Below are 19526 nucleotides of genomic sequence, written 5' to 3'. Positions count from 1 at the left end.
GTCCGCCACGTCAGTCCACTCCCAGTCAGGCAGGGTCGGGTGTCAGTTCTGTTCGTCGACGAGCGCGAACAGTTCGTCGTCGGTCGCGGCGTCCAGGTCCACGTCGGGGACGGCCGCCGCCGGGGTCGGACCGCACATCGCCAACAGGTCCCGCAGCCGGTCGGCGACGGCACCGGTGGGTCGGTCGGTGAGTTGACGCATCGCCTGTTCGAGCCGGCCCAGCTCGGCCAGGACGCCGGTGGGGCTGCCGTCCGGTCGGGGCGGGGTGTCCAGCGCCAGTTGGCCGCGCAGGTGGGTGACCAGTTCGGTCAGGGTGGGGTGGTCGAAGACCACTCCGGCGGCCAGGCGCAGCCCGGTGGCGGTGCCGAGCCGGTTACGCAGTTCGAGGGCGGTGAGCGAGTCGAAGCCGAGGTCGCGGAAGGCCCGGTCGGGGTCGACGACGCCGTCGCCGCCGTGTCCGAGCACCGCGGTCACCTGGGCACGGACCAGGTCGGTCAGGGCGGTCGTCCGGTCCGCCTCGGTGAGCGGGGCGAGCCGGTCGGCGAGGGTGCCGGCCGTCGCCTGGCCGGTGGCGGTCTGCCGGCGGGAGGTCCGGGTGACCAGGCCGCGGAGCAGGGCGGGCAGCGCGTCGCCCTGGGCGCGCAGCGCGGGCAGGCCGAGTTTGGTGGGCGCGACCACGGGCAGGCCGGCGGCCAGGCTGTCGTCGAGCAGGCTCATCCCCTCCCCGGCCTCCAGCGGGCGCAGCCCCTCGCGGGCCATCCGGGCCAGGTCCGTCTCCGACAGGTGCCCGGTCATGCCGCTGGCCTGCGCCCACAGTCCCCAGGCCAGGGAGACGGCGGGCAGCCCGGCGGCGCGGCGCAGCGCGGCGAGGCCGTCGAGGAAACCGTTGGCGGCGGCGTAGTTGGCCTGCCCCGGGGTGCCCAGCAGCCCGGCGAACGAGGAGAACAGCACGAACGCGGACAGGTCCCGGTGCGCGGTCAGCTCGTGCAGGTGCCAGGCGGCGTCCACCTTGGCCGCCAGGACGGTGTCGAACTGGGCCGGGGTCAGGGCGGTGAACAGCCCGTCGTCGAGGACACCGGCGGTGTGGAACACGGCGGTCAGCGGGTGCGCGGCGGGAATGTCGGCGAGCAGCGCGGCGAGGGCGTCGCGGTCGGCGACGTCGCAGGCGACCACCCGGGCCCGCGCGCCGAGGTCAGCCAGGTCGGCGACCAACTCGGCCGCGCCGGGGGCGTCCGGTCCGCGCCGGCTGACCAGCAGCATTTCGCGTACGCCGTGGGCGGCGGCCAGGTGCCGGGCGGTGAGCCCGCCGAGGGTGCCGGTGGCCCCGGTCACCAGGACGGTGCCCGCCGGGTCCAGCGGCTTCGGCACGGTGAGCACGACCTTGCCGATGGTGCGGGCCTGTTGCAGGGCCCGGAACGCCTCCCGGGCGCGGCGCACGTCCCAGGTGGTGACGGGCAGTGGGGCGAGCACCCCGGCGGCGAAGAGGTCCAGCACCTCGGCGAGGATCGCCCGCAGCCGCTCCGGTTCGGCCCCCTCGGCGTCGGGCGCGGTGACCGCCAGGGCCGTGAGGTCGTACGGCCGGTAGTCGACGGTGGGGTACGCGGCGTACACCTCGGCGCGGTCCCGGATGTCGGTCTTGCCCATCTCCAGGAAGCGTCCCCCGTCGGCGAGCAGGCCGAGCGACACGTCGACGAAGTCGTCGGCGAGCGAGTTGAGCACCACGTCCATCCCGCGTCCGCCGGTGGTGGCGCGGAACGTCGCCGCGAAGTCGAGGGTGCGGGAGTTGGCGATGTGGTCGTCGTCGAGGCCGAGCGCGCGCAGGGTGTCCCACTTGCCGGGGCTGGCGGTGCCGAACACCTCGGCCCCGAGGTGGCGGGCGAGCTGCACGGCGGCGATACCGACCCCACCGGCGGCGGCGTGGACGAGCACCCGGTCACCGGGTCCGACGCGGCCGAGGTCCACCAGTCCGTAGTAGGCGGTCAGGAACACCACCGGCACGGTGGCCGCGCGGGCGTACGACCAGTCGTCGGGCATCCGGGCCAGCAGCCGCCGGTCGGCGACGGCGACCGGCGCGAACGCGCCGTCGAAGTAGCCGAACACCCGGTCACCGGGGGTGAGGTCGGTGACGGCGGACCCGACGGCGAGGACCTCACCCGCGCCCTCGGCCCCCATCAGCGCGTGCTGCTGCGGGACCAGCCCGAGGGCGATGAGCACGTCGCGGAAGTTCAGCCCACCGGCGCGGACGGCGAGCCGGACCTCGGTGGGGCCGAGCGGCTGCCACACCTGCGGGCAGGGTTCGAAGGCCAGGCTGTCCAGGGTTCCGGGGCGGGTGACGACCATCCGGTGCGCCCCGTCGGTGGGCAGTGGCACCAGGTCGGGCCCGGCGGCGGCGAGCCGGGGCACGGACGCGACCCCGGACCGGACCGCCACCTGCGGTTCCCCGCTGGCCAGCACCGGGCCGAGCAGGTCGTCGGGCACCGCCGTGGCGTCGACGTCGAGCAGGACGACCTGGTCGGGGTTCTCGGTCTGGGCGGTGCGCAGCAGACCCCAGACGGCGGCGGCGGGCAGGTCGGTGCCGGTGGGGCCGGCACCGGTGGTGACCACGACCAGGCGCGCGGTGTCCGGGTGCTCGGCGGCGAGCCAGGTCCGCACGTCGTCGCGGACCCGGCTCAGGGTGGCCCGGATGTCGGCGGGGACGTCCCCGGTGGCGGCGGGGCGGACCACGAGCACCTCGGTGCCGGCCGGGACGGGTGCGGCGGCGGGCAGGTCCAGTGGCGTCCACTCCACCCGGTACAGGGCGTCGCGGGACGGTGCGGGTGCGGCGGCCGGCCGCAGCACGACCGCGTCGAGGACGGCGACGACGGTGCCGCCGGGGTCGGCGGCGACGACCCGCGCGGTGCCCTCCGTCCCCTCCCCCGCCGACAGGTGTACGCGCAACGCGGTCGCCCCGGTGGTGGTCACCCGCACGCCCGACAGGCTGAACGGCAGGCCCGCCGGCCGGTCGCCGACCACGCCCGGCAGCATCGGGTGCAGCGCCGCGTCGAGCAGCGCCGGGTGGACGAGGAACCGGTCGGCGTCGGCGGTGGGGAGCGCCACCTCGGCGTAGACGTCACCGTCGGGTCCGGTCCACGCGGCGCGCAGGCCACGGAAGGTCGGGCCGTAGTCGTAGCCGTGCGCGGCGAGCCGGTCGTACGCACCGTCCAGGTCGACCGGTTGCGTGCCGGCCGGCGGCCACACCAGCGGGAACGGCGGGGTGTCCGGGGCGGCGGACGCGACGCTGCCGGTGGCGTGCAGGGTCCACGGGTCGTCCTCGGCGGCCCGGCCGTGCACGGTGACCTGCCGGACGCCGTCGGCCTCCGGTGCACCGACCCGGACCTGCACCCGCACCGACGCCCGGTCGGGCAGGGCGAGCGGGGCGACCAGGGTCAGTTCGCGCAGTTCGTCGCAGCCGACCTCGTCACCGGCGCGCAGCGCCAACTCCACCAGGGCGGTGCCGGGCACCAGGACCGTGCCGGAGAAGACGTGGTCGGCCAGCCAGGGCTGGGTGCGGCGGGACACGCTGCCGGTGAGCAGGACCGTGCCGTCGGGCAGGGCGGTCACCGCGCCGAGCAGCGGATGGGCCGCCGGGTCGAGGCCCGCCCCGGAGACCTCGCCGCGGGGTTGCCGGGTCAGCCAGTACCGCTCGCGTTGGAACGGGTAGGTGGGCAGGTCCACGCCCCGGGCCCCGGGGAACAGCGCGGTGAGGTCCACCGGCACCCCCCAGGTGTAGACGGTGGCGGCGGCGGTGAGGAACTGGTCGAGGCCGCCCCGGTCGCGGCGCAGCGAACCGGCGACGCGGGCGTCCGGTGCCGTCTCGGTGAGCCCGACGGCGAGCACGGGGTGCGGGCTGATCTCGACGAAAACGCCGTGCCCGTGGCCGGTCAGTTCGGTGACGGCGTCGTGGAACAGCACGGTGTGCCGCAGGTTGCGGTACCAGTAGTCGGCGTCCATCGGTTCGGTCAGCGGACGGCCGGTGACCGTGGAGTACAGCGGCACCCGGGGCGGCTGCGGTGCGACGTCGGCGAGGAGCGCGGTGAGCGACGCGCCGAGGGGTTCGATGTGCGCGGAGTGGGAGGCGTAGTCCACGTTGACCATGCGGGAGCGGACGTCCTCGGCGGCGAAGCGGGCGTGCAGGTCGGCGAGCGCGTCGGCGTCGCCGGCCACCACGGTGGAGCGTGGACCGTTGAGCGCGGCGATGGACAGCCGCCCGCCGTGGCCGGCGAGCCGGTCGGCGACGTCCTCGGCCGGCAGGGCGACGGAGAGCATCCCACCGCCGCCGGTGATGTCCCGCAGGGCCCGGCTGCGCAGCGCCACCACCCGGGCGCCGTCGTCGAGGGTGAGCGCACCGGCGACGACGGCGGCGGCGATCTCGCCCTGCGAGTGTCCGACGACGGCGTCGGGTTCCACCCCCAGCGAACGCCACAGCGCGGCCAGCGACACCATCACCGACCACAGCGCGGGCTGCACCACGTCGACCCGGTCGAGGGCCAGGTCCGGGTCGGTGACGTCGAAGTCCACGTACGGGGCCAGGGCGGTGGCGCAGGCCCGCATCGACGCGGCGAAGACCGGTGACTGCGCCATCAGCGGCGCGGCCATCCCCGTCCACTGGCCGCCCTGGCCGGGGAAGACGAACACGACGCCGCCGTGGTCGCCGGCGGTGCCGACCACCAGGGCGGGTTCGGCGTCGCCGCCCGGTCCGGGCTGCGGGTCGTGGCCGGCGAGGGCGCGCAGGGCGGTGGCGTGATCGGCCAGCACGACGGCACGTTCCGGCAGGTCGGCGCGGGTGGCCGCGAGCGACCAGCCCAGGTCGGCGCTCGGGGCGTCGTCGTCGAGGAGGTCGGCGAGCTGGTCGGCGCGGGCCCGCAGTCCGGCGGGGGTGACGGCGGAGAGCACCAGCGGCACCACGGCCGGGGCGGTGGCGGGGTCGGGCCCGGTGGGCGTCGGCTCCGGCGGGGCGGCCTCGATGACGACGTGCGCGTTGGTGCCGCTGATCCCGAACGAGGAGACGGCGGCGCGGCGTACCCGGCCGGTGTCGGGCCAGTCCCGGGGTTCGGTGAGCAGCCGCACCGCGCCTGCGGACCAGTCCACGAACGGCGACGGCGCGGAGACGTGCAGGGTCGCCGGCAGGGTGCCGTGGCGCATCGCCTCGATCATCTTGATGATGCCGCCGACGCCGGCGGCGGCCTGGGTGTGCCCGACGTTGGATTTCAGCGACCCGAGGTAGAGCGGTTCGACGCGGTCGTGGCCGTAGGTGGCGAGGACGGCCTCCGCCTCGATCGGGTCGCCGAGGCGGGTGCCGGTGCCGTGCGCCTCCACCGCGTCCACGTCGCCGGGGGTGAGTCCGGCGTCGGCGAGCGCCGCCCGGATCACCGCCCGCTGGGAGCGGCCGTTGGGGGCGGTCAGCCCGTTGGACGCGCCGTCGGAGTTGACGGCGGTCCCGCGCAGCACGGCCAGCACCGGGTGCCCGTGGCGGCGGGCGTCGGAGAGGCGTTCCAGCAGCAGCACGCCCACGCCCTCGCCCCAGCCGGTGCCGTCGGCGTCCGCCGAGAAGGACTTGCAGCGTCCGTCCGGCGACAGGCCCCGCTGCCTGCTGAACTCGACGAACGTGCCGGGGGTCGACATGACGGTGACCCCGCCGGCGAGGGCCAGCGAGCACTCACCGGCGCGTAGCGCCCGGACGGCCAGGTGGGTGGCGACCAGCGACGACGAGCACGCCGTGTCGACGGTGACGGCGGGTCCGGTGAGCCCGAGCACGTACGCCAGCCGGCCGCTGAGCACGCTGCCGGTGTTGCCGGTGAGCAGGATGCCCTCCAGGTCGCCGGGCATCGCGTCGACCGGCGGCGCGTAGTCGTGGTACATCTGCCCGGCGAACACGCCGGTGGTGCTGCCGCGCAGCGAGTACGGGTCGATGCAGGCGCGTTCCACCGCCTCCCACGCCGTCTCCAGCAGCAGCCGCTGCTGGGGGTCCATCGCCAGCGCCTCGCGGGGCGAGATGCCGAAGAACGCCGGGTCGAACTCGTCGGCCCGGTGCAGGAAGCCGCCCTCGCGGACGTAGCTGTGCCCGGGGCGGCCCGGGTCGGGGTCGTAGAGGTCCTCCGGCCAGTCGCGGTTGACCGGGAACTCGGAGATGGCGTCCCGTCCCTCGGCCACCAGCCGCCACAGGTCCTGCGGGGAGTCGACCCCGCCGGGGTAGCGGCAGGCCATGCCGATGACGGCGATCGGGTCGTGGGCGTCGGTGACGCTGCCGGCCGCCGGGCCGTCCGGGTCGGTCCCACCGGTCAGCTCCCGCAGGTGGTCGGCGAGCGCCGCGACCGTGGGATGGTCGAACACCACCGTCGCCGACAGCGCCAGCCCGGTGACCGAGGCGAGCCGGTTGCGCAGCTCGACGGAGGTGAGCGAGTCGACACCGAGGTCGGTGAGCGCGGCCCGCACCCCGACCTTCGTCCGGTCGGTGTGGCCGAGGACGGCCGCCACCTCGGCGCGGACCACCTCCGCCAGGTCCCGGTGCGACGGGCCGTCGGTGACCGGGCGGGGGTGGGCGGCCCGGGGGCGGACCAGGCCGCGCCACACGGCGGGCAGTGTCGCCGGATCGTTCGCCGTGGCCAGCCCGGCGGTGTCCAGCAGCATCGGGACCAGTAGCGGGCCGGGCAACCCGAGGGCCCGGTCGAACAGGGCCAGGCCGTCGTCGTGCCGCAGCGGGGCCACCCCGTTGCGGGCCATCCGGGCCAGGTCGGCCGCGCCGAGCGTCTCGGCCATGCCACCCTCGGCGGCCCACAGCCCCCAGGCCAGTGAGGTGGCGGGCAGGCCGGCGGCGTGCCGGTGGGCGGCGAGCGCGTCGAGGAAGGCGTTGCCGGCGGCGTAGCTGGCCTGGCCGGCCGCGCCGATCTGCTGGGAGATCGACGAGTACAGCACGAACGCGGCCAGGTCGAGGTCGGCGGTGAGCCGGTGCAGGTGCCATGCCGCGTCCACCTTGGGTCGCAGCACGGCGTGCAGCGCCCGGGGGGTGAGGGTGGCGACGAGGCCGTCGTCGAGCACGCCGGCCGCGTGCACCACGGCGGTGAGCGGCAGGTCGGCGGGGATCAGGGAGAACGCGGCGGCGAGCTGCTCCGGGTCGGCCGCGTCGCCGGCGGCCAGGGTCACCACCGCGCCGTACGCCCGCAGTTCGTCGGCGAGTTCGGCGGCGCCGGGGGCGTCCGCGCCCCGGCGGCTGAGCAGCAGCAGCCCCCGTACGCCCAGGTCGCGTACCAGGTGGCGGGCGAGTCCGGTGCCGAGTGCGCCGCTGGCGCCGGTGATCAGGACGGTGCCGTCGCCGAGGTCGACCGGGGCGCTCGGGGTGTGGTCGTCGCGGCGCAGCCGGGGCACGGTCAGCGCGCCACCGGCGAGGCGTACCTCCGGTTCGTCGAGGGCGGCCACCCGCGCCAGGTCCGCCGCGTCGACAGCGGTGTCGTGGTGCAGGAGGACGAACCGGCCCGGGTGTTCGGTGCGGGCACAGCGGACGAGCCCGGCGGCGACGGCCAGGGCCGGTGCGTCGTCGGCGACGGTGAAGACCACGGTGCGCCCGTCGTCGGTGGCGAGCGCGGCGTGGATCTCGTCGAGGACGTCCTCGGCGACGGCGTGGGCGGCGGCTGCCTGGTCCGCGCCACGGGCGGCGAGCGCCACGGCGGTGACCGGGCGGGGCGTGCCGGTGGGGGCCGGTGCCGGCACCCAGCCCCGGGTCAGCACCTCACCGCGCCGCACCGCGCCCACCGGCCGCCAGACCAGCGAGGCGACCTCGGCGACCAGCGTGCCGTCGTCGTCCACCGCCGTCATCGACAGCGTCTCCGGCCCCGTCCAGGTGTACGCCACCCGGAGCCGGCGGACGCCGGTGGCGTGCACCTGGACGCCGGACCAGGCGAACGGCAGCGCGGCCGGGCGGGCGTCGTCGGCCACGCCGGGCAGCGCCGGGTGCAGCGCGCCGTCGAGCAGGGCGGGATGCAGCAGGTACGGCTCCACCGGCTCGCCCGCGTCGAGTTCGACCTCGGCGTGAAGGCCGTCCCGGGTCCGCCAGAGGCGACGGAGTCCCTGGAACGCCGGCCCGTAGTGGTAGCCGTGGGCGGCGACGGACTCGTAGACGCCGGTCAGGTCCAGTTCCTGCGCGTCGGCCGGTAGCCGGGGAGGGGCCGACGCCGGCCGGGCGGGTGTCAGGGTGCCTACGGCATGCCGGGTCCAGTCGGTCGAGTCGGCGGCGCGGGCGTACACGGTGACGGTGCGGTGGCCGTCGACGGTCGGCGGCCCGACGGCCACCTGGAGCGCGACGGCGGTGGGGCCGACCGGGAGGGGGGTGAGCAGTGTGAGGTCCTCGACGCGGGGGCAGTCGCACTCGGCACCGGCGCGCAGGGCCGCCTCGAGGAACGCGGTGCCCGGCAGCAGCGTCCGCCCGTCGACGACGTGGTCGGCGAGCCAGCGGTGGCTGCGGGTGGAGACGCGGCCGGTCAGCAGCACCCCCGCGTCGTCGGCGAGGTCCACCGAGGTGGACAGCAGACCGTGCCGGGTGCCGGTGGTCCCGACCGCGGGCTGGTTGTCGAGCCAGTACCGCTGCCGTTGGAACGGGTACGTCGGCAGGTCGACGACCTTCCCCCCGCCGTAGTACCCCCGCCAGTCCACCTCGTGCCCGCGCACCCACACCTGCGCCAACCCCGTCACCGCCGACACCGCCTCGTCGGCACCCGGCCGGAGCATCGGGATACCGTCGGTCAGCAGGGACGACAGACCACCGTCCGCGCTCAACTCCCACCAGGAACGGGGACCAGCCGCCTCGATCGCCTCGTGGAACCGCACCGGCTCACGCACCTGCCGCACCCAATAATCCGGCTCCCCCAGATCCTCGACCGTTCCGGTGACGGTCGACACCACCGGAATCCGCGCCGGCTGGAACGACAGGCCCTCCACCACCGCACGGAACTCGTCCAACATCGGCTCCATCAACGGCGAATGAAACGCGTGACTCACCGACAACCGCCGCTGCCGCACACCCAGCGTGGTCGCTGCCGTCTCCGCCGCTCGCAGCGTTTCCTGTTCGGGGCCGGCGATCACCACCGCCGACGGACCATTCACCGCCGCGACCACCACATCACCGGACAGGAACGGCTGCACCGCCTCAGCCGAGGCCCGCAACGACACCATCGCCCCACCCGCCGGCAACGCCGCCATCAGACGAGCCCGCGCCGACACCAACGTCACCGCATCCGGCAGGGACAGCACCCCCGACACATGTGCGGCGGCGATCTCCCCGATCGAATGACCCACCAAAACCGCCGGCTGCACACCCCACGACTCGACCAGCCGGAACAACGCCACCTCCACCGCGAACAACGCCCGCTGCGCAACACCCGTCCCATCCAGACCCACACCAGAGCCGATCGCCTCATGGACATCCGGCCCCAACAGCCCACACACCTCATCGAACACCGACGCGAACACCGGAAACGCCCGATACAAACCCGCACCCATCCCCACCCGCTGACCACCCTGACCCCCGAACACCAGACCCAACCCCACAGGAATGCCACCGGACGACACCCCACCCGACGACGCAGCGCCATCCGACGACCCCCGGGCCGGATCCACTGTGGGGGTAGGAACCGCACCGGAAGCCAGAGCACGAATCTCCGGAGCGAGCGACGCCGAATCCGCGACAGTCTCACCGTCGAGCAGCACCGCCCGCTCGTCGAACACCGACCGCGTCGACGCCAACGACCACCCCACATCCACCCCCGACACCCCAGCCACCATCGACTGCAACCGCTCCACCAACTCCCGCACCCCGGCGGCGGTCCGCGCCGACACCGGCCACGGCGTCACCCCCACCGGCGCGGGCAACACCTCGGCGGAGGACCCCACGCCACCGACCGGCGTACCCGCCGCCGGGGTCTGTCCCGACGACACGGGCGAACCGCCTCCGGCCGGCACCTCCGGCTCAGCCGGCGGTTCCTCCACGATCACGTGCGCGTTCGTCCCACTGATCCCGAACGACGACACCCCCGCCCGCCGACGACCACCATCAGCCACCACCCACTCCCGCGACCCCCGCACCACCTCCACCCCACCCGACGACCAGTCCACCAACCCCGACGGCTCGGCCACGTGCAACGACCCCGGGACGATGCCGTGCCGCATCGCCAACACCACCTTGATCACCCCAGCAACACCCGCCGCATGCTGCGTATGGCCGATGTTCGACTTCACCGACCCCAACCACAACGGCACCACCCGACCCCGCCCGTACGTCGCCAACAACGCCTCCGCCTCGATCGGATCACCCAACCGGGTGCCCGTCCCGTGGCCCTCCACCACCTGCACGTCGGACACCGACAGACCCGCCACCGCCAACGCCCGACGAATCACCCGCTCCTGGGACGGACCGCTCGGCGCGGTCAGGCCGTTCGACGCACCATCCGAATTCACCGCACTACCCCGCACCACCGCCAACACCCGATGACCGAGCCGACGCGCATCCGACAGGCGCTCCAGCACCAGCATCCCCGCGCCCTCGGCCCACCCCGTCCCGTCGGCGTCGGCGGAGTACGCCTTGCACCGGCCGTCCGGCGACAGCCCGCCCTGCCGGCTGAACTCGACGAACATGCCGGGCGTGGACATCACGGTGACGCCCCCGGCCAACGCCAGCGAACACTCGCCGTTGCGCAGCGCCGACGCCGCCAGGTGTACGGCGACAAGCGACGACGAGCAGGCCGTGTCGACCGTCAGCGCCGGCCCGGTGAGGCCGAGGGTGTACGCGATACGGCCGGAGGCGACGCTGGGGCTGACGCCGGTCAGCAGGTAGCCCTCGGCGTCGGGGTGGGCCTCGTGCATCCGGGGGCCGTAGTCGCCCCCGGTCGCGCCGGCGAAGACACCGACCCGGCTGTTCCGCAGGGAGGTGGGGGCGATTCCCGCGCGTTCCAGCGCCTCCCAGGAGACCTCCAGCAGCAGCCGTTGCTGCGGGTCCATGCCCAGCGCCTCACGGGGTGAGATGCCGAAGAACGCGGCGTCGAAGCCGGCGGCGTCGGCGAGGAACCCGCCCGAGCCGGTGCCGAGCCGGCCCGAGTCGCGCAGCGCCGTCAGGTTCCAGCCCCGGTCGTCGGGGAACTCCCCGATGACGTCGGCGCCGTCGACGAGCAGCGTCCACAGGTCCTCCGGTGAGGCCACCCCGCCCGGGAAGCGGCAGGCCATCCCGACGATGGCGACGGGTTCGTCCACGACGGTCGACGTGTCGTCGTCGGCTTCGTCGTCCGGGGCCGGGTCGCCGTCGGCGAGCAGCACGGTGAGCCGCTCGGCGAGCGCGGCGGGGGTGGGATGGTCGAACAGCAGCCCGCTCGGGAGGACCAGACCGGTGGCGGCGGCGAGTTCGTCGCGCAGCTCGACCGCCAGCAGCGAGGTGAAGCCCAGGTCGTGGAAGGTGGTGGTGGCCGCGATGACGGCGGGCGCGCGTCCGCCGAGCACCCGTCGGACGAGGACGTCGATCTCGGCGGTGAGGTCGCGGTCGGCGGCCGGCCGGCCGGTACGGGTGGGTTCCGGCCGGGCTCCGACCCAGTGCCGGGTGCGTTGGAACGGGTAGGTGGGCAGGTCGACGACCCGGCCCGCGCCGCCGAGTAGGGCCCGCCAGTCCACCGGGTGGCCACGGGTCCACACCGTCCCGGCGGCGGTGACCAGGCTGGTGGCCTCGTCGTGGTCGACGCGCAGGGTGGGGACGCCGCCGTCGATCAGGGTGGACAGCGAGCCGTCCGGTCCGAGTTCCAGCCAGGTGCCGACGTGGTACGCGGTGCCGGCCCCGGTGACGGCGGCGTGGAAGAGCACCGGTTCGCGCACCTGGCGTACCCAGTGTTCGGGGTCGGTCAGGTCGGCGGGCGCACCGGTCACGGTGGAGACGACGGGCAGGGTGGCCGGCCGGAACGTCACCGTCGACAGGACCCGGCGGAACCGGTCGCACATCGGGTCCATCAGGGGCGAGTGGAAGGCGTGGCTGACCCGCAGGTGCCGTACCCGGGCCCGGGTCGCCGCCGCGATCTCCCCGGTGACCGCGCGCAGCGGCCCGGCGGGTCCGGCGAGCACCGTCGCGTCGGGGCCGTTGACGGCCGCGACGACCACGCCGTCGCGCAGGAACGGGCGTACGACGGAGTCGGCGGCGCGGACGTGCGCCATGGCCCCGCCGGCGGGCAGCGCCTGCATCAGTTCGCCGCGTGCGGACACCAGCCGTACCGCGTCCGGCAGGTCGAGCACCCCGGCGACGTGCGCGGCGGCGATCTCGCCGATCGAGTGGCCGACGAGCACGTCGGGGTGGACGCCCCACGACTCCAGCAGCCGGAACAGCGCCACCTCGACGGCGAACAGGGCGGGTTGGGTGGTGCCGGTGGCGTCGAGCCCGTCGCCGGTGCTGATCGCCGTGCGCAGGTCCACCCGGGCCAGGTCGCACACCTCGTCGAACGCGGCGGCGAAGACCGGGTGGGCCGCGTGCAGGCGCAGTCCCATGCCGACCCGTTGGGCGCCCTGACCGGCGAACACGAATCCCAGGGCGGTGTCGCGCGCCTGGCCGGTGACCACCCGGTCGCCGACCACGACGGCCCGGTGGGTCAGTTCCGCCCGGGTGGTGGCCAGGGACCAGGCCACCGCCGCCGGGTCGGCGTCGTGCTCCCGCAGGCGCGTCACGGCGGCGTCCCGGGCCGGGTCGGACTTCGCGGACACCGGCCAGGCCAGGACCGGCACGTCCGGCGGCACCGGGGCGGTCGGCGGCGCGTCGGTGGGGGCCTCGCCGAGGACCACGTGGCAGTTCGTCCCGCCCATGCCGAACGAGCTGACTCCCGCCACCAGGGGCCGGTCCGGGCGCGGCCAGGGCGTCGGGTCGGTGACCACCGTCAGGCCGAGCCGGGGCAGGTCGATGTCGGGGTTCGGGGTGGTGAAGTGCAGGCTCGGCGGGAGTTGGCGGTGCCGTACGGCCAGCGCGGTCTTGATCAGTCCGGCGATGCCGGCGGCACCCTCCAGGTGGCCGATGTTGGTCTTGACCGAGCCGACCGCCAGCGGCGCGGCCGGGTCGCCGAGCGCCCGGCCCAGCGCGCCGGCCTCGATCGGGTCGCCGACCCGGGTGCCCGTGCCGTGCAGTTCGACGTACTGGACGTCGGCGGCGGTGGTGCCCGCGCGGCGGTGGGCGGCGCGCAGCGTCGCCTCCTGGGCGGCCGGGTCCGGGGTGGTGGGGGTGCCGCCCGCACCGGCGGAGACCGCGCTGCCCCGGATCACGCAGTAGATCCGGTCGCCGTCGGCGAGCGCCCGGTCGAGCGGTTTGAGCAGGACCGCTCCCCCGCCCTCGCCCCGGACGTAGCCGTTGGCGCGGGCGTCGAAGGTGTGGCAGCGACCGTCGGGGGACAACCCGCCCCAGTCGTCGGAGATGTGGCTGCTCTCCAGCAGCAGGGCCAGGCTCACCCCGGCGGCGAGCGCGGTCGTCGACTCGCCGCTGCGCAGGCTGGCGCAGGCCAGGTGGACGGCCACCAGCGAGGACGACTGGCCGGTGTCGACGGTGACGCTCGGCCCGTTGGCGCGCAGGAAGTACGACAGCCGGTTGGCGATCATGCTGCGGTGCAGGCCGGTCATCGCGTGGCCGGAGCGCAGCGCGGTGCGGTGGCGGTGTGCCACCTGGGCGTAGTCGTCCCAGGTGGTGCCGACGAACACGCCCAACGGGGTGCCGGCCACGGCGTCGGCGGGCACCCGGCCGTCCTCCAGTGCCTCCCAGCCGAGTTCGAGCAGGAGGCGTTGCCTCGGGTCGAGCAGTGCGGCCTCGCGGGCGCCGATGTCGAAGAAGGGCGCGTCGAAGGTGTCGACCTCGGTCAGGAAGGCGCCCCAGCGGGCGGCCCCGGTGGCGGCGGGCCAGCGGTCCCGGACGTCCCGGACGGCGCTGCGGCCCGCCACGAGCAATTCCCAGAATCGGGTCGGGTCCGGTGCTTCGGGGAAACGGCACGCGATGCCGGTGATCGCGATGTCCGCCGTGAAATCAGCCGACTCGTATCCGTACAGGACAGCCACGTATTTCCCCCGGGTTCGACGCGGTGGGCGCAGTGACGCGAAGCGCGTGGGAATTGCAGATGATCGAGAGAGGTACTTCGATTCGCTCCGCCAACGACCCGTCCAGAGTCGATCAGTGATCGACGGTCTTCAACCCCTAGATTTCCCCTAGAATCGTCAACTCCACGTTTAATCGATGTTTATCGGCAACGCATTCCGCTCGCTTTTCGGTCACCGTCCCCACGATGGACCCGGGCGACCCAGCGCCGCCGCCACGGCGTGCGACGGCGGGCGGCCACGGACCGATCGCCACTGGGCGAACTCGGCCGCGCCGGGCGCGGGTGCCGATTGAAAGGGCTGCCCTGGCGGGCTTTCCGGCCGGCACGGCACCGGGTGGCGACGGGGCCGGAAGCCGCCCCGCCACGCCGACGGACCGGCCGACGCCACATCGGCGACGGCCACCCGGGCACCGATACGCATGCTGATCAGAACCGGACTCGTATTGTTTCGTCAATCGCCGGGCCGTGCCGCACACCACCGGGCTCCGCGACGTGCAATTACCACGGGGGAAAAATGCTCGGAAGTGGATCAGCGACCACCGACAATGGGGGGGCGACGGCGGAAACACGACTGTTCCCCGGCGGAAACAATTCACCGCGCCGGTGCCGACGCTCCGGGATAACGCGAACAATCAACGAGGGAAAGCACGGCGCCGGCGTCGACGCAGCGGACGCCCGGCGCGGGAACAGGACGCGCGACCGGCACGACGAGCCGATGCGTGCCCGGCGCTCCGCGCAGCAGGGCGGGGTTGCCTGCCCTCGCGGGGGCCACCGCCCCGACGAGCAGAACGGGCCAACTCCGGGAGGCGAGGACCGGATCGGGGCACGGCGGACGGTCGCTCCGAAGAGGGCCGGAGTCACGTACCCACGGGCGGGAATCCTCCGGCAAGCCAGCGGCCAGCGGCCAGCGGCCAGCGGCCAGCGGCCAGCGGCCAGCGGCCAGCGGCCAGCGGCCAGCGAATCTACCGTCCGGCCAGGGGGCGGACCGCTGCGCCGCGCCGATATCGGAGCCGGGGCAGGCGCCCGGGAATGAGGCGCGGCGGTAGCACCGGTCGACCCGACGCCTTGTCTCGTGCTGCGGCCTCCGTCACCGGCTGCCCCTCGCACCGGGGGCCGGTGGCGGAGGCCGCAGTCGGCCCGGGCTCCGGTCCCGTGCCGGCACAGGGGTCGGGTCCGTCATGGACGGTCGACCCCGGTCACGGGACCACCCCGGGCCACCCGCCCGATCCGCTGCCGCGCCCATCCCGCGCAGCCGATCGGGCGGGTTCCGGCCCGCGTCCAGGCCGCCGGACGGGCGACGCCCCGCGGCGGCTACCACTCGGTGCCGGCCCGGACGCGGCGTTCCGGGCCGACGGTCAGGACGCGGTGTGTTCCGCGCCGGAACTCAGTAGGCGACGGCGAAGTGCGTGCGCGGGTGTGCGCCCTGCTCGGCCTCGTCGAGGACGGCGATGGCGAAGTCGCGGTAGGAGATCCGGCTGGCACCGTCGGCGTCGGCCAGCATGCCGGTGTCGCCCGCGCGGTACGTCCCGGTCCGCTCGCCCTCCGGGTCGAACTCCATCGCCGGCACCACCACCGACCACTCGACCGTCGCCGGCGCCTCCCGCAGCACGTCGAGCGCCGCCGCGTGGGCCTTCGCGAAGTCCTGGAACTGCGCCGGGAAGCCGGGGGTGTCCATGACCCGGACGCCGGGCGCGGCGTCGAGGTAGGCCGACAGGCCGATGGCGACGAGGCGGCCCCCGCCGGTTTCGGCGACGGCGTTGACGAGCGCGCCCGCGGCGGCGGTGAAGAACGTCGCCATGTTGTCCCCGGCACCGGGGGCGACCGCGTTCACCACCGCGCCCGCGCCCTTGACCAGGGCGGCGACCTGCGACTGGTCGGTGACGTCGCCGGCGACCACCTCGACGCCGGAACCGGAGAGGTCGGCGTACCGGGTGGTGTCCCGGACGACCGCGACGACCTCGTGCCCACGGCTGGCGGCCTCGGCCACGATCGCCCTGCCCGCCTTGCCGCCTGCGCCGAACACTACGATCTTGGTCACTGGTCGTCCCTCTCTCGCGATGCCGATGTTCCGGTGCCGCCCACGCGTACGGGCCGTACGGCCGCGAACAGCGCCGGCGTGCCACGGTAACGAGGACCGAGGTTTCCTCCGGGAAACTCGTTAGGCTGGTTCGGTGACGGACTCCACCTCGCGCTTCGATCCGGTCTGCCCGTCGGGCATTGCGCCGATCCACATCGGCGACAAGTGGACGGCGATGGTGATCTCCCTGTTGGCCGAGGAACCGATGCGGTACTCCGACATCCGGGCGCAGATCGGCCCGGTCACGGCGAAGGTGCTGACGGCGGCGCTTCGCGGCCTGGAGCGGGACGGCTTCGTCGCCCGGATGGAGCAGCCCGGCCCGCCACGCAGCGTCCACTATGGCCTGACCGAGCTGGGCCGGACCCTGTTGCCCGCCATCGAGCTGGCCGTCCAGTGGGCACAGGACCACCTCGGCGCGATGCTCGACGCGCAGGAGGCATACGACCGCGAACATGCCCGACAGGGCCGGGCAGAACTGCGCTGATCAGGCATTTCTGTATTGATTCAGGGTGCCGGCCGGATAGCTCAGCGCATCCATTACCGTCGACTCAGGTGATCCAGGACACAATTCCCCTAGGGGAGATATAGGGGTTCTGGCGAGCGCTTCGACCGTTGGCGACGGCGAAATTCCCATAGTAAGGTTACGGTCCGTTCGACAGGTGGCGAGCGCATCGCCGCGCGCCCCCATTGACGTTTCTTCGCCGGGCCTCGACGCATCGGGCGCGGTGTCCACCCCACATTCACTCAATTCCAGGGGGAAGCTTGTCCCGGTTGAGCCGCAGGCGGTTGATGTCCGGTGTCGGCACCGTCATCGCCGGCGCAGGTGCGAGCACGCTGATCGGCGACCACGTGGTCGCCGCGCCCGCCCAGGTCGACAGCCTGGCCGGTGGGCAGAAGACTCCCGGGCCGGTGACGATCGGCCCCACCGACCGCCGTTACGCCGACGCCCTCCAACGCGGGTTCAACCGCCGCTTCGTCGGCAGCCCGGAGGCGGTACGGATCGTCAGCACCACCAAGCAGGTCGTCGCCGCGGTGCAGGCGGCCGTGACGGCCGGCAAGAAGGTCGTGGTCCGCAGCGGCGGGCACTGCCTGGAGAACTTCGTCGACGACCCGGCGGCGAAGGTCGTCATCGACCTGGTCGAGATGCGCTCGGTCACCTTCGACACCACCCGTAACGCCTTCTGCGTGCAGGGCGGTGTCACCCTCGGTGACCTGTACCGGCGGCTGGACTGGGGGTGGGGCGTCACCCTCCCCGGCGGCTCCTGCCAGAGCGTCGGCATCGGCGGGCACGCCACCGGCGGCGGGTTCGGCATGCTCTCCCGGCAGCACGGCATCGTCGCCGACTACATCGACGCGGTCGAGGTCGTCATCGTCGACGCGACCGGCACGGCGAAGTCCGTCGTGGCGACCCGGGCCACCGGGGACCCGAACCGCGAGCTGTGGTGGGCGCACACCGGTGGCGGGGGCGGCAACTTCGGCATCGTCACCCGGTTCTGGCTGCGCAGCGCCACGGCCACCGGCACCAACCCGAGCACGCTGCTGCCGACGCCGCCCGGCGCGGTCGCCAACACCATCCTCACCTGGAACTGGGCCGACGTGTCCCGGGCGGACTTCGTCCGGATCATGGCAAACTACGGCACCTGGCACGAGCTCAACAGCGCCCCCGGGGCCACCGGCACCCGGCTGTTCTCCGCGCTGACCGCCAACCGCAGCGAGTACGGCCGGCTGTCGGTCGTCGCCCAGGTCGACCCCACGGTCAGCGGCAACAACACCCTGCGCAGCTCCTACGTCAGCGCGATCACCGCGGGCGTCACCGCGACGCCGACGATCCTCGACACCGGCACCCGGCCGTGGCTGACCACCACGCTGAACCTGCCGACGACGGCCGCCGCGTTCGGCATCACCGGCCCGCTGCGCTCCAAGAGCAAGGGCGGCCTGCTCAAGCAGCGCTACACCGACGCCCAGGCGGGGCGGGTGTTCGACCGGCTCACGGCGAGCGGCTACACCAACCCGGCGTCCGGCCTGACGCTGCTGTCGTACGGCGGGGCGATCAACGCCACCGCTCCCACCGCGACGGCGACGGCGCACCGCTCGTCGGTGATCGCCGCGTCGTTCACCAGCTACTGGGACGACCCGAGCGCCGACGCGGTGAACATCGACTGGCTGCGCGGGCTCTACCGGGACGTGTACGCCGAGACCGGCGGGGTGCCGGCGCCGGACGCCCGCAACGAGGGGTCGTACATCAACTGGCCCGACATCGACTTCCTCGACAGCACCCAGAACACCTCCGGTGTGTCGTGGTCGACGCTGTTCTACGGCGACAACTACCCGCGCCTGCAACTGGCCAAGGCGGCCTACGACCCGCTCAACGTGTTCAGCCACGTCCTGGGCGTGGCGGCTCCGTGACCGGACAGGTCCTGGTGGTCACTGCGGGAGCCGGTGGGATCGGCTCCGCAGTGGCCCGCCGCTTCCGGTCCCGGGGTTGGCGGATCGTGATCGTGGACCGCGACGCCGGGCGGGGGCGCGCGGTGGCCGACGGGTGCGACGGGCTGTTCGTGCACACCGACGCCACCACCCTGGCCGGCTGCCAGGAGTACGTCGGGGCGACCCTGGCCCGGTACGGGGCGCTGGACCTGGTGCACCTCAACGTGGGCGTGCTCGCCGGCACGGCGGTCGGCGACGGGTTCGACCCGCAGGCGTACCGGTCGATGATGCGGACCAACGTCGACTCCGTCGTGTTCGGCGTGCAGGCCGCGTACGCGCCGATGCGGGCGCACGGCGGTGGCGCGGTGCTGGTCACCGCCAGCACCACCGGGTTGCGTCCGTCGCCGGACGCGCTGTACTCGGCGAGTAAGCACGCGGTGGTCGGGCTGGCCCGGTCCCTCGCGGGCCCGCTCGGGCAGGTGAACATCCGGATCAACGCGATCTGCCCGGGCGCGGTGGACACCCCGATGCTCGCCGACCGGCGCGAAGCGCTGGTACGCGCGGGTGTCGGGTTGGTGACACCGGAGGAGGTGGCCGCCGCCGCCGAGCAGGCGCACGCGACGGGACGTACCGGCGAGGCGTGGATCGTCAACGCCGGGCACCCGGTCGCCCCGCATCCGTTCACGGAGGTCGTCATCGCGGGAGAGGAACGGATCTCCCGCTGACGGGCCGTACCGCCGGCACGTCCCGGTAAAGATCAGCGGTCGAACAGACAGGAGTGCTTTCATAGGGGCCGGTCACGCAATTCGGAACGACTTGCACGGCAGGGGGACCAATGATAACCGAACCCTTATTCGGCGATTACCCGGAAGAGTTCCCGGCAACGTGGTTGCGGCCCGATGTCG

5 protein-coding genes are annotated in these 19526 nt (G+C 74.2%); 3 read left to right on the top strand and 2 right to left on the bottom strand.

Going from position 1 to position 19526, the window contains the following annotated elements; all coding sequences use genetic code 11:
- Positions 1-42 precede the first annotated feature (42 nt).
- Together FJK98_RS13625 and FJK98_RS13620 are read right to left on the bottom strand one after the other, a co-directional pair.
- Complete coding sequence (locus FJK98_RS13625; RefSeq protein WP_168222456.1) at positions 43-14082, bottom strand: type I polyketide synthase; 14040 nt, start codon at positions 14080-14082, stop codon at positions 43-45.
- A 1422-nt stretch (positions 14083-15504) separates the two neighbouring features.
- A complete protein-coding gene (locus tag FJK98_RS13620; RefSeq protein ID WP_194822632.1) occupies positions 15505-16158 on the bottom strand; it encodes an NAD(P)-dependent oxidoreductase in 654 nt (217 codons plus the stop codon).
- 133 nt (positions 16159-16291) lie between these two features.
- On the opposite strand from FJK98_RS13620, the gene FJK98_RS13615 reads away from it, so the two are divergent.
- The 3 genes from FJK98_RS13615 to FJK98_RS13605 all read left to right on the top strand — a co-directional run bounded on the left by FJK98_RS13615 (position 16292) and on the right by FJK98_RS13605 (position 19346).
- Complete coding sequence (locus tag FJK98_RS13615; protein WP_240762827.1) at positions 16292-16681, top strand: helix-turn-helix domain-containing protein; 390 nt, start codon at positions 16292-16294, stop codon at positions 16679-16681.
- A gap of 287 nt (positions 16682-16968) precedes the next feature.
- On the top strand, positions 16969-18603 hold the full coding sequence (locus FJK98_RS13610) for an FAD-binding protein (RefSeq protein WP_205789441.1): 1635 nt from the start codon (positions 16969-16971) through the stop codon (positions 18601-18603).
- A complete protein-coding gene (locus FJK98_RS13605; RefSeq protein WP_168222455.1) occupies positions 18600-19346 on the top strand; it encodes an SDR family NAD(P)-dependent oxidoreductase in 747 nt (248 codons plus the stop codon). The genes FJK98_RS13610 and FJK98_RS13605 overlap by 4 nt, the downstream gene beginning before the upstream one ends.
- The last annotated feature ends 180 nt before the right edge of the window (positions 19347-19526 follow it).

The sequence above is a fragment of the Micromonospora sp. HM134 genome (assembly GCF_007833915.1).
GTDB classification, from domain to species: domain Bacteria; phylum Actinomycetota; class Actinomycetes; order Mycobacteriales; family Micromonosporaceae; genus Micromonospora; species Micromonospora wenchangensis.
Note: the sequence above shows the minus strand (reverse complement) of the source record. Positions and strands in the feature narration are given on the sequence as shown.